Origin of the sequence: Rhizobium sp. BK008, assembly GCF_014197345.1 — a bacterium.
Lineage (GTDB): Bacteria > Pseudomonadota > Alphaproteobacteria > Rhizobiales > Rhizobiaceae > Rhizobium > Rhizobium anhuiense.
In genome coordinates, this window is the sequence record NZ_JACIFK010000008.1 from 90,060 (window position 1) to 102,191 (window position 12,132).

The following is a 12,132-nucleotide window of genomic DNA, read 5'->3' on the forward strand; positions in this document are numbered from 1 at the left end:
CTCGCCGCAGCAGATTCGTCATTTGTATAATCGCGCGATCAAATGTCAAAAATCGCCGCTGTCCGCCCGGATTTAGCCTGCCATTTATTGACTTGCCCGTTCCAACTGCTATGTCTCTGCCGCTTTCACACGATGGTCTTGGAGGCTCGAGGCCATCCCCCGACACCCGGAACTTGCGGAAAAGCCATGACCTCTCCCGAACAACACGACCGGATGGCGAATGCGATCCGTTTTCTCGCCATGGACGCCGTCGAAAAGGCGAACTCCGGCCACCCGGGCATGCCGATGGGCATGGCTGACGTGGCAACGGTCCTGTTCACCAAATATCTGCGCTTCGATCCAAAGAAGCCGCACTGGCCGAACCGCGATCGCTTCGTGCTATCGGCCGGCCATGGCTCGATGCTGCTCTATTCGCTGCTGTATCTGACCGGCTATCCCGACATGACGGTTGAAGATCTGAAGCAGTTCCGTCAGATCGGTTCGAAGACCGCCGGCCATCCGGAATATGGTCACGCGACCGGCATCGAAACGACGACCGGCCCGCTCGGTCAGGGCATTGCCAATGCCGTCGGCATGGCGATTGCCGAGCGCAAGCTGCGCGAGGAGTTCGGCTCCGACCTGCAGGACCACTACACTTATGTCATCAATGGCGACGGCTGCCTGATGGAAGGCATAAGCCATGAGGCGATCGCGCTTGCCGGCCACTTGAAGCTGAACAAGCTGATCCTCTTCTGGGACAACAATTCGATCACCATCGACGGTGCCGTTTCGCTGTCGGACTCCACCGACCAGATCGCTCGCTTCAAGGCCGTTCACTGGAACACCATCGAGATCGACGGTCACGATCAGGCCGCCATCGCCGAGGCGATCGAAGCCGCCCACAAGTCCGACCGCCCGACCTTCATCGCCTGCAAGACGATCATCGGCTTTGGCGCCCCAAACAAGCAGGGCACCCACAAGGTACACGGCAACCCGCTCGGTGCCGAGGAAATCGCCGCCACCCGCAAGGCGCTGAACTGGGATTACGAGCCCTTCGTCATCCCCTCCGACGTCCTGGACGCATGGCGCGCAGCTGGCACTCGCTCTGACAATATCGTCAAGGCCTGGGAGGAAACTCTCGCCAACGCCGCCGCCAAGGCCGAATTCACGCGCCGCATGGCAGGCGAACTGCCGGAAGGCTTCGACGCCGCGATCAGCGCATACAAGAAGAAGGTCGCCGAAACCAAGCCGACGGTTGCGACCCGCAAGGCTTCGGAAGATGCACTCGAGGTCATCAACGGCTTCCTGCCGGAAACGCTCGGCGGCTCCGCCGACCTGACACCCTCGAACAACACCAAGACTAGCCAGATGCACTCGATCACACCGACGGATTTCGCCGGCCGTTACGTGCATTGGGGCATCCGCGAGCACGGCATGGCCTCTGCCATGAACGGCATTGCGCTGCATGGCGGTCTCATTCCCTATAGCGGCGGCTTTCTGATCTTCTCGGATTATTGCCGCCCGCCGATCCGCCTGGCGGCGCTGATGGGCATTCGCGTCATTCACGTCCTGACGCATGACTCGATCGGCGTCGGCGAAGACGGCCCGACGCATCAGCCGGTCGAACAACTCGCCGGTCTGCGCGCCATCCCGAATCTGATGGTCTTCCGGCCTGCCGACGCCACGGAAACAGCGGAATGCTGGCAGATCGCCATCAAGACGCACAACCGTCCTTCGGGCCTTGCTCTGACGCGCCAGAACCTGCTCGCCGCCCGTACCGAATACAGCGAAAAGAACCTCTGCGAACAGGGCGCCTATACGCTGGCCGGCAATGCCGACGCCAAGGTGACGATCTTCGCCTCCGGCTCGGAAGTCGAAATCGCCGTTGCTGCTCGTACGGCGCTTGAAGCCAAGGGCGTGACCGTCCGTGTCGTATCGGTTCCCTGCACGGAACTGTTCTTCGAGCAGCCGGACGCCTACCGCAAGGAAGTCCTCGGCAATTCGCCGGTCAAGATCGCTGTTGAAGCCGCGGTTCGCGAAGGCTGGGATGCGTTCATCGGACCGGAAGGCACTTTCATCGGTATGAAGAGCTTCGGCGCTTCCGGCCCGGTGAAGGACGTCTACAAGCATTTCGGCATCACCGCCGACGCCGTCGTTGCGGCCGCCGAAGCAAAGCTTTAATGAGGGCGCCTTGAGGCGCTCTCCATCTCCTCAATTCCAGGCCCTGCCTTATCGGGCCCTACTCTATCGGGAGTGAATGCACATGACAGTCAAGGTTGCCATCAACGGTTTCGGCCGCATCGGCCGTAACGTCCTTCGCGCCATCGTCGAATCCGGCCGCACCGACATCGAAGTCGTTGCCATCAACGATCTCGGCCCGGTCGAAACCAACGCCCACCTGCTGCGCTACGACTCGATCCACGGCCGCTTCCCGGCGACGGTGAAGGTCGAGGGTGACATGATCATCGTCGGCAACGGCAAGCCGATCAAGGTCACGGCGATCAAGGATCCGGCAACGCTCCCGCACCGCGAACTCGGCGTCGACATCGCGATGGAATGCACCGGCATCTTCACCGCCCGCGACAAGGCCGCAGCTCATCTGACGGCCGGCGCCAAGCGCGTCATCGTCTCGGCTCCTGCCGATGGCGCCGACCTGACGGTCGTCTTCGGCGTCAACCATGACCAGCTCACCAAGGAGCACCTGGTCATCTCCAACGCGTCATGCACCACCAACTGCCTGGTGCCGGTCGTGAAGGTTCTCGACGACGCCGTCGGCATCGACCACGGCTTCATGACCACCATCCACTCCTACACCGGCGATCAGCCGACGCTCGACACGATGCACAAGGACCTGTATCGCGCCCGCGCGGCCGCCCTTTCTATGATCCCGACCTCGACGGGTGCAGCCAAGGCCGTCGGCCTCGTTCTGCCGCATCTGAAGGGCAAGCTCGACGGCACTTCGATCCGCGTTCCGACCCCGAACGTTTCCGTCGTCGACTTCAAGTTCGTCGCCAAGAAGGCGACCAGCGTCGGCGAAATCAACGAAGCCATCAAGGCTGCTGCAGACGGCAAGCTGAAGGGCATCCTCGGCTACACCGACGAGCCGCTCGTCTCCCGTGACTTCAACCACGACAGCCACTCCTCGATCTTCGCAACCGATCAGACCAAGGTCATGGAAGGCAACTTCGTGCGCGTCCTGTCCTGGTACGACAATGAGTGGGGCTTCTCCAGCCGCATGTCCGATACGGCCGTCGCCTTCGCCAAGCTCATCTAAGAGCCTGACGATTGACTATTGTAAGCGGCCCGGGAAACCGGGCCGTTTTTTGCTATACATGCTCACGCCGCATCATTTCCCATTTCCAGCACCGGATCTGGTAGGATGAGCGGCCTTGGGCATTCGATATGCACAGGCCGTCAGTACCGGCTCGGTTCCCAAGCCGGCACGGCGTCATCCATAACCCCTGCAGCCGCATCGTCGTCTCGGGGAGATAAAGAGAGATGAATGGATTACTTTACCGTTGAAATCGCCGGCCGTGCCGTTGCCAGTTTCCGCTCGGAAAACAGTGAGGAAGCGACGCATTTCTTCGAGGCGGAAGACTTTCGCGACGACCTGACCATCCTGGAATCCGAAGGCAAGCCTCTTTGGGACCGCAAAGCGGCCCTGAGCTTGCGCAAGGCGACAGCCGAGGAAGCAAGCGAGGTCGAGCACGCCTATGAATTCGACGACGATCCTGAACGGACGATCGAGGACGAGTTCGTCGTATTCCTGGTCCCGGTCGCGGATCTGACCGACGAGGGCGAGGACACAGAAGACTGAGCGAGTTGGCAATCCGCTGGCTTGGCGTGCTAGATTGAGGAAATGCGTAGCGCTGCACAATGGCTAGAATGAGCCAAGTGGAGGTGATCAATGGCAGAAGCACAAAAACGCTTGTCCCACACCAGCCTCAAACGGCGGCAGCGGTTTCACCCCAAGCGGGACGTCAGGCCTGCCGTGCTGGCAAAGGCCAATCGTCTGGTCATCTGGGTTGCCGCGTTCATTGGCCTCTCGTTTCTCGCCATCGTCATACTTCAGGCAACGTTGGGATAGCAGAGCAAGAGCCGGCGCTTCTGGCACGAAACGACAGCCGGCTGCTCTCGCTGGGCGGCCGGCATTTCCACCCGATATCGAAAAATCTCCGCGTTCAATTTCCCCGCTCTCCGCATTCGCGCCTGCAATCCATTCTTCCCGTCATTGGACAGCGCAAACGGGCCGCGTGAAAGGAGGGAGCGTGTCTTATCCTGTTGCCATTCGCAGATGCCGGCAGGAAAAATCCGTGCCCGGCTCTTTTGCCCTGCTCTCGCCTGATTTTCCTATACATTCTTTATAGAGAGTTTCTCCCGTAGCATTCCGTATCGGTTGGCCGTCCGGCAACCGTTCAGCAGCATGATGCAGCATCGCGACGAGGTTAAGCCGCAAGGCCTACCCTTCTCTGGCGTTTTGCCGTTTACTGATGGATCGCCGCGCGTGTGGAGGGGTTGAAACGGGACGGATCGGTCCGGGGTGGCCGTATTCGCGAAGCAGTCGATGGAAAGGGGTGGGCATGGAAGCGTTCTATATCGTGGTGCTGGTCTCGACGGCGCTCGTGCTTCTTGCCGCCTTTTCCAGCCTGCTCGCCTTCCGCTTCGGCGCGCCCCTGCTGCTGCTCTTCCTGATGATCGGCCTTGCCGCCGGCGTTGACGGCCTCGGCATCGAGTTCAGCAACAATTATCTCGCCTATATTCTCGGCTCCATCGCGCTGGCCGTCATCCTTTTCGATTCCGGCTTCGGCACGCCGATGCAGGCCTTCCGGCTGGCGGCCGTGCCCTCGCTGGCGCTCGCCTCGGTCGGCGTGCTGATCACCGCCTCGCTCTTTGCCTTTGCCGCCATGTGGCTTTTGAACTTCACCTGGCTGGAAGGTCTGCTGCTCGGCTCGATCGTCGCATCGACGGATGCCGCCGCCGTCTTCTTCCTGCTGCGCATCGGCGGCATCAACATCCGCGACAAGGTGCGCTCGACGCTGGAAGTCGAATCCGGCACCAATGACCCGATGGCGATCTTCCTCACCATCGCCCTCGTCGAGGTGCTGGCGAGCGGCGAGCGTTACGCCGGCATCAATATCGGCATGCTCGCCATGTTCGTGCAGCAGATGGGCCTCGGCGTCATCCTCGGCCTACTCGGCGGCATGATGATCGTGCTGATCGTCAGCAAGCTCGATACCGATCGTGGCCTGACGCCGATCTTCGTGCTGGCGCTCGCCCTTCTCGTCTTCTCCTTCACCGGCGCGGTCGGCGGCAGCGGCTTCCTCGCCGTCTACGTCGCCGGCATTTATGCCGGAAACCGCAAGATGCAGGCGATCGGCACCATCAAGCGCTTCCAGGACGGCATGACCTGGCTGGCGCAGATCATCATGTTCCTGGTCCTCGGCCTGCTCGCCACGCCATCGCAATTTCCGGTCATCATCGTGCCGGCCATCCTGCTCGCCCTCTTCCTGATCTTCGTCGCCCGGCCATTGGCGGTCTGGCTGTCGCTGCTTCCCTTCGATTACACGCAGCAGGAAATCGGTTTCGTCGCGTGGGTCGGCCTGCGCGGCGCCGTTTCCATCCTGCTCGCCATCATGCCGATCCTCGGCGGGCTCCCGAATGGCCAGATCTATTTCAATACCGCCTTCATCATCGTACTGGTCTCGCTGCTCCTCCAGGGCTGGACGATCAAGCCCGTCGCCAAGAAGCTCGGTCTGATCATTCCGCCGCGCATCGGCGCCGTCGACAAGGTCGAGGTCGACCTGCCGGGGGCTGCCAACCACGAACTGCTCTCCTACCGCGTCATCAAGGATAGTCCGGTGCTGCGGGGCGAGCGTATTCCGCGCTGGGCGACACCCTCGCTCGTCATCCGCGACGGCAAGTCGATGCGTTATCAATATGCCGGGCGGCTGCGCGAGAACGATCTCGTCTATCTCTTCATCGTGCCGAGCTATTCCCGCCTGCTCGACCGGCTCTTCGCCAGCCGTGCGCCTGTCGATGACGACGATGCCGAATTCTTCGGAGCCTTCGCGCTCTCCCCCGCCCGCCCCGCCGCCGATCTCGACGCCGCCTATGGACCCGGCCTGCTCAACGAATCCGAAAAGGGCCTGACGATCGCCGAATTGATGCGGCAGCGCCTGGGCGGCAAGGCCGATTATGCCGACCGCGTCCGCCTCGGCTCGATCATCCTCATCGTCCGCGATCTCGACGAGCACGACCACATCACCTCCGTCGGCATGTCGCTCGAAGCCGTCGAGCCGGCGATCACGCTGCCGATCTTCATCAACCTCAAGGACATCATCCAGCGCATCCGCGACCGGTTGAACGGGCGCCGGAACCGCGAAACCAAGGCTGCCGAAAGCGCGCCGAAAACGGCGGCCGGACGCGACGAAGGCACACGCGAAAACGGCCGTTGAACGCCTTGCGTCTCGAATGATCCTTGCTATGGTCGGCGCAACTTCCGCCAACCAAGACTGGATCTGCCCATGCCTTCTTTCAAGACCCTTGACGACCTCACCGACATCCGCGGCAAGCGCGTTCTCGTCCGCGTCGACCTCAATGTTCCGGTCAAGGACGGCAAGGTCACCGATACGACGCGCATCGAGCGCGTGGCGCCGACGATCCTCGAACTGTCTGAGAAGGGCGCCAAGGTGATCCTGCTGGCCCATTTCGGCCGGCCGAAGGATGGCCCTTCGCCTGATCTCTCGCTGTCGCTGATCGCCCCTTCGGTCGAGGAAGTGCTGGATCATGCCGTGCTGACGGCCTCCGACTGCATCGGCGAGGCCGCCGCCTCCGCCGTCGCCGCGATGAATGACGGCGATATCCTGCTTCTGGAAAACACCCGCTTCCACAAGGGCGAAGAAAAGAACGACGCCGACTTCACCAAGGCGCTTGCCGCCAATGGCGATATCTATGTCAACGACGCCTTTTCCGCCGCCCACCGCGCCCATGCCTCGACCGAGGGCCTTGCTCACCACCTGCCGGCCTATGCCGGCCGCACCATGCAGGCCGAGTTGGAGGCGCTGGAAAAAGGCCTCGGCGATCCCGCTCGTCCTGTTGTCGCGATCGTCGGCGGCGCCAAGGTCTCGACCAAGATCGACCTCCTGATGAACCTCGTGAAGAAGGTCGATGCGCTCGTCATCGGCGGCGGCATGGCCAATACCTTCATCGCCGCCCGCGGCACCAATGTCGGCAAGTCGCTCTGCGAACATGATCTCGCCGAAACCGCCAAGCAGATCATGATCGAGGCGGCGACCGCCGGCTGCGCCATCATCCTGCCGGAGGATGGCGTGATCACCCGCGAGTTCAAGGCAGGTGCTGCCAACGAGACGGTCGATATCAACGCTATTCCCGCCGATGCCATGGTGCTCGATGTCGGCAAAAAATCCGTCGAGGCCATCAACGCCTGGATCGAGCGCGCTGCAACCCTGGTCTGGAACGGCCCGCTCGGCGCCTTCGAGATCGAACCCTTCGATGCCGCAACCGTTGCTGCCGCGAAATACGCCGCGGGGCGCACCGCCGCCGGCAAGCTCACCTCGGTTGCCGGCGGCGGCGACACCGTCTCAGCCCTGAACCATGCCGGCGTTGCCGACGACTTCACCTATGTCTCGACCGCCGGCGGCGCCTTCCTCGAATGGATGGAAGGCAAAGAGCTTCCCGGCGTCGCCGTCCTCAACGGCAGATAATCGCAAAACCTGATTTGACAGGTTTTACATGTGGATAGACCGTGGAGGCCAAGCGCTTTCCGCGGTCTTTTGCTCAGCGCGCGGAAAAAATCCCAGATTTTCAAACGATTGAATTGATTTCAATCGTTTCAATGACTTAGCCTTCCATTTTCCTCTCTATAAACTTCTGTTATCGCCGTCCTATATTCTTAATCGCCGATGTTTAATGCTGTGGAGAGAACGAGATGAGCGAACGACTGGAAGACATTGCAGTGCAGATGGTTACGGGCGGCCGGGGACTGCTCGCAGCTGATGAATCGACCTCCACCATCAAGAAGCGTTTCGACACGATCAATCTCGAATCGACCGAAACGAGCCGTCGCGACTACCGGGAGATGCTCTTCCGCTCCGACGAGGCGATGAAGAAATATATCTCCGGCGTCATCCTTTACGAAGAGACGCTCTTCCAAAAGGCCGCGGACGGCACGCCTTTCGTCGATATCATCCGCGCTGCCGGTTCCATTCCCGGCATCAAGGTCGATACCGGCGCCAAGCCGATGGCCAAGTATCCTGGCGAAACCATCACCGAAGGCCTAGACGGTCTCGGCGAGCGCCTTGCCCGGTATTATGAAGCCGGTGCCCGCTTCGCCAAATGGCGCGGCGTCATCGCCATCTCATCGACGCTGCCGACCCGCGGTTCCGTCCGCGCCAACGCTCAGGCGCTTGCTCGTTATGCCGCACTCTGCCAGGAGGCCAGGATCGTCCCGATCGTCGAGCCGGAATGCCTGATGGACGGCAAGCCGGGCGACCACACTATCGACCGCTGCGCCGAAGTGACCGAATCCACGCTGCGCATCGTTTTCGAGGAACTGGCCGATGCCCGCGTCAGCCTCGAAGGCATGATCCTGAAGCCGAACATGGTGATCGACGGTAAGAATGCCCGCAAAGCCTCGGTCGCGGAAGTCGCCGAACGTACCGTGCAGGTGCTGAAGCGCACGGTTCCGTCAGCGGTTCCCGGCATTGCCTTCCTCTCCGGCGGCCAGTCGACCGAAGAGGCGAGTGCGCATCTTTCCGCCATCAATGCCACAGCCGACCTGCCCTGGTTCGTTACCTTCTCCTACGGCCGCGCCCTGCAGGACAGCGCGCTCAAGGCCTGGAACGGCAAACAGGAAAACGTCGCCGCCGGCCAGCGCGAGTTCACCCACCGCGCCGAGATGAACAGCCTCGCCGCCAAGGGCAGCTGGAAGAAAGACCTGGAAAAGGCAGCCTGATTTTTCAAGCTTGAGATTTGGGCAGGGAGCGGCAAACACAGCTTCCTGCCCTCTCATTGTCACGGCGACAAGAAACCGCTTCGTTCCTTGAAAAACCGTGATTATTCATAGCGGCCTGCCACAACGGGAGCCGCCATGAACACCCTCTCCTACGTCACTGTCGATGTCTTCACCTCCACCCGTTTCGAGGGTAACCCGCTTGCCGTCATTTCCGATGCGCGCGGTCTCAGCGATGCGGCGATGCAGAAGATCGCCACCGAGTTCAACTATTCCGAAGTCACCTTCGTGCTGCCGCCGGAAGACCCGCAAAACTCCGCTCATGTGCGCATCTTCACCCCGACGATGGAAATACCCTTCGCCGGCCATCCGAATGTCGGCACCGCCTATGTGCTCGGCCAGCAGGCGAAGATCTTCGGCAAGCCGGTCGGCGATACGCTGCGCTTCGAGGAAAAGGCCGGCATCGTCGAGGTCAGCCTGAAACGCAGCGGCGGAAAGGTTGTTGCTGCCGCCATCCGCGCACCGCAATCGCTGACGATCGGCGATACCATTGCCGCAGAAACCATTGCGCGCTGCGTCTCGATCGATCCCAGTGTCATCGTCAGCACCACCCATGCCCCGGTCTTTGCGTCCGTCGGGTTGAACTTCGCCGTCTCAGAGCTGAACGGGCTCGAAGCACTGGCCGCTGCCCGTCCGGACCTTGCCGGTTTCCAGGGGGCGGCTGGCCGCCAGGCGACGAACGGCCACGATTTCTCGCTCTTTCTTTATGTCAGAACATCCGATGATCCCTGGCATATCCGCGCTCGCATGTTCGCGCCCCTCGACAACGTGCCCGAGGATCCGGCGACGGGCAGCGCTTCCGCCGCCCTTGGCGCCTATCTCGTCTCGCTTGCGCCAGATCGCGATATGAATGTCCGCATCACCATCGAGCAAGGTGTCGAAATGGGCCGCCGCAGCATCATCGCCCTCGATGTGGTGAAATCAGGCGGCATCGTCACCGATGTCGTCATCTCGGGAAGCTGCGTTCCCGTCATGCGCGGAGAAATCGGCTTGCAAGACTGACGGTCGCAGATCGCGCCGTACCCCAGGTAACCAGGGATTACATCAGGAAGTCGCGCGAAAGCAGTGCCAATGCCCAGACGGCAAAAGCAATCAGCGCGATCTTCCAGAAATCCATCCGTCGCCTCAGGCCGGGAAGCCCGAGCGGCTTGATCAGCTGTATCGCCATGGCAAGGATGAGCAGCAAGGCTATCAGCTTTGTCATGCTTTATTTTTTCCGTTTTTCGGAATGTCACAGGACGGACATTTTTCCGCGCGAACAAGAGAATCTCGACACGCCGTAAAGACATTCCGGGGCACAATCAATCATCTTGAGGCTGGGCTGACGCCGCTCCTGCCTTATGTCCATGCAAATCGCTTAAGACCGAGTCTGGGGAAATGAAGAGAAATCTGCTGTCCGTCGCTGCGCTGCTCTTTGGCACGCTCTTCCTTTTCATGGGCAATGGCCTGCAGGGCATCCTGCTTCCCGTGCGCGGCAATCTCGAAGGTTATGCCACGACGACGCTTGGTCTGCTCGGTACGTCATGGGCTGGGGGCTTTGTCATCGGCTGCCTGGTGGCGCCGAAATTGGTGCGCCGCGTCGGTCATGTGCGCGCCTTTTCCGGCTTCATCTCGATCATCGCCATCATCGCGCTGGTCAGCGGCATCATCATCGATCCGATCTGGTGGGTGATCCTGCGCGCCGTCACCGGCTTCTCCACCGCCGGCACCTCGATGATCATCGAAAGCTGGCTGAACGAGCGCGCCAGCAACGAGAGCCGCGGTGCGATCTTCTCGCTCTATATCGGCATCACATTGCTCGGCGTCGTCGGCGGCCAGATGATGATCCCGCTCGAGGATGTGCGCACGCCTGTCTTGTTCATGATCTGCGGTATCTTCTATTGCATCGCCATGCTGCCGACGACGCTATCGACGGCCGCTTCGCCGCAGCCGTTGAAGGCGGTGCGCCTCGATCTGCCGGCCCTCTATCGCAACTCGCCGGTCTCCTGCCTCGGCATCCTGCTCGTCGGCATCGCCAACGGTGCCTACGGCACGCTCGCTCCTGTATTCGGCGCCGGCGCCGGCCTCTCCGACACCAGCATCGCCATCATGATGAGCTCCACCATCTTCGCTGGCGCCATGATGCAGCTGCCGGCCGGCCGGCTTTCCGACCGTATCGACCGGCGCTACGTGCTCGCCGCCATGTCCGGGATCGCCGCCGTTGCCGGCCTGCTGATCTTTTTTCTCCACCCGACATCCGCCGGCTTGCTGATCGGGCTCGTTGTCCTTTACGGCGCGGTGGCCAATACGCTCTATCCGATCGCCGTCGCCCATGCGAACGACTTCGCGGCGTCGGAGGACTTCGTCAAGGTCTCTGGCGGCCTGCTGCTGCTCTACGGCATCGGCACGGTGATCGGCCCGACGATCGGCGGCCCCGTCATGTCGGTGATCACCCCGCATGCGCTTTTCCTTGTCACCGCCATCGCTCACGTGCTGATCACCGTTTATGCCATCATCAGGAGCCGTATCCGCGCCGCCGTCCCCGTCAGCGACCGCGACGCCTATACGACGATCCCGACCGGCACCTCGCCGATGCTGACACCACAGAGCATGTCGCTTGCCGATCGCGGCGCCGGCAAGGCTGCCGACACCGGAAAGTCTCCCGAAAGCGGCGATCCTGCTGTAAAGTTCGGTTAGAGCAGTTCCAGCAAAAGTGCGCAGCGGTTTTGCGTCCGGAATTGCTTTGACAGAACAGCAAAACGGAGGACGAACCATGAGCTTCATCGATGACGACCGGCCGCAGAAGAAACTCGCCCATGAGATCGGCGCCGATCTCTCCATGCTTTCGGTGGACGAGTTGAAGGCGCGGGTGGAATTGTTGAAGACGGAGATCGCCCGTCTCGAAGCCGAAGCCGCGCGCAAGGCTTCCGGGCGGCAGGCGGCGGAAAGCTTCTTCCGCTCGTGATCCGGTAAACCCCGAAAAACAAGGCTATAGGCGGATAAATGAGCCTGCCTCAAGTCTTACTTCGGTACAGTGTTAATAAAATATTAAGCTTTATAAGGTATTACTATATTCATCCGGATTTTCTCTGGATCTCAGACAGTTTTCCAAGCGGTGAATTGGTCTGATTTTTCTCCCTGTT

General features: G+C 61.1%; 11 protein-coding genes. 10 read left to right on the forward strand and 1 reads right to left on the reverse strand.

Features of this window, described 5'->3' with window-relative positions; genetic code table 11:
• Nucleotides 1-186: 186 nt before the first annotated feature.
• From tkt to FHT69_RS26520, 8 genes are all read left to right on the forward strand, one after another.
• Nucleotides 187-2,160: a transketolase gene (gene tkt, locus FHT69_RS26485; protein ID WP_028755523.1), complete on the forward strand. Its 1,974-nt coding sequence runs from the start codon at nucleotides 187-189 to the stop codon at nucleotides 2,158-2,160.
• An 82-nt stretch (nucleotides 2,161-2,242) separates the two neighbouring features.
• Nucleotides 2,243-3,253, forward strand: coding sequence for a type I glyceraldehyde-3-phosphate dehydrogenase (gene gap / locus FHT69_RS26490; RefSeq protein ID WP_028755522.1), 1,011 nt, complete (start codon nucleotides 2,243-2,245; stop codon nucleotides 3,251-3,253).
• A 228-nt stretch (nucleotides 3,254-3,481) separates the two neighbouring features.
• Nucleotides 3,482-3,796, forward strand: coding sequence for a hypothetical protein (locus tag FHT69_RS26495; RefSeq protein ID WP_028755521.1), 315 nt, complete (start codon nucleotides 3,482-3,484; stop codon nucleotides 3,794-3,796).
• A 90-nt stretch (nucleotides 3,797-3,886) separates the two neighbouring features.
• Entirely contained in the window at nucleotides 3,887-4,066 is a 180-nt protein-coding gene (locus tag FHT69_RS26500) for a hypothetical protein (protein WP_028755520.1), read from the forward strand.
• 493 nt (nucleotides 4,067-4,559) lie between these two features.
• The gene (locus FHT69_RS26505; RefSeq protein WP_028755519.1) at nucleotides 4,560-6,434 is read left to right on the forward strand and encodes a potassium/proton antiporter; all 1,875 of its coding nucleotides are present in this window, start codon (nucleotides 4,560-4,562) and stop codon (nucleotides 6,432-6,434) included.
• A gap of 69 nt (nucleotides 6,435-6,503) precedes the next feature.
• Nucleotides 6,504-7,703 carry a phosphoglycerate kinase gene (locus FHT69_RS26510; protein ID WP_183906182.1) on the forward strand — a complete coding sequence of 400 codons (1,200 nt, stop codon included), beginning with the start codon at nucleotides 6,504-6,506 and terminating at the stop codon, nucleotides 7,701-7,703.
• A gap of 224 nt (nucleotides 7,704-7,927) precedes the next feature.
• A complete protein-coding gene (locus FHT69_RS26515; RefSeq protein ID WP_028755517.1) occupies nucleotides 7,928-8,953 on the forward strand; it encodes a class I fructose-bisphosphate aldolase in 1,026 nt (341 codons plus the stop codon).
• Nucleotides 8,954-9,088: 135 nt separating this feature from the next.
• Nucleotides 9,089-10,012, forward strand: coding sequence for a PhzF family phenazine biosynthesis protein (locus tag FHT69_RS26520; RefSeq protein ID WP_028755516.1), 924 nt, complete (start codon nucleotides 9,089-9,091; stop codon nucleotides 10,010-10,012).
• A 37-nt stretch (nucleotides 10,013-10,049) separates the two neighbouring features.
• Here the strand turns inward: FHT69_RS26520 and FHT69_RS26525 are convergent, their stop codons facing one another.
• A complete protein-coding gene (locus FHT69_RS26525; RefSeq protein WP_088930352.1) occupies nucleotides 10,050-10,214 on the reverse strand; it encodes a hypothetical protein in 165 nt (54 codons plus the stop codon).
• Between the two features lie 173 nt (nucleotides 10,215-10,387).
• Here FHT69_RS26525 and FHT69_RS26530 point away from each other — a divergent pair, with 173 nt between their 5' ends.
• Together FHT69_RS26530 and FHT69_RS26535 are read left to right on the forward strand one after the other, a co-directional pair.
• Nucleotides 10,388-11,686, forward strand: a complete 1,299-nt coding sequence (locus tag FHT69_RS26530) for an MFS transporter (RefSeq protein ID WP_028755515.1) — start codon at nucleotides 10,388-10,390, stop codon at nucleotides 11,684-11,686.
• A 76-nt stretch (nucleotides 11,687-11,762) separates the two neighbouring features.
• Nucleotides 11,763-11,954, forward strand: coding sequence for a DUF1192 domain-containing protein (locus tag FHT69_RS26535; RefSeq protein WP_028755514.1), 192 nt, complete (start codon nucleotides 11,763-11,765; stop codon nucleotides 11,952-11,954).
• The last annotated feature ends 178 nt before the right edge of the window (nucleotides 11,955-12,132 follow it).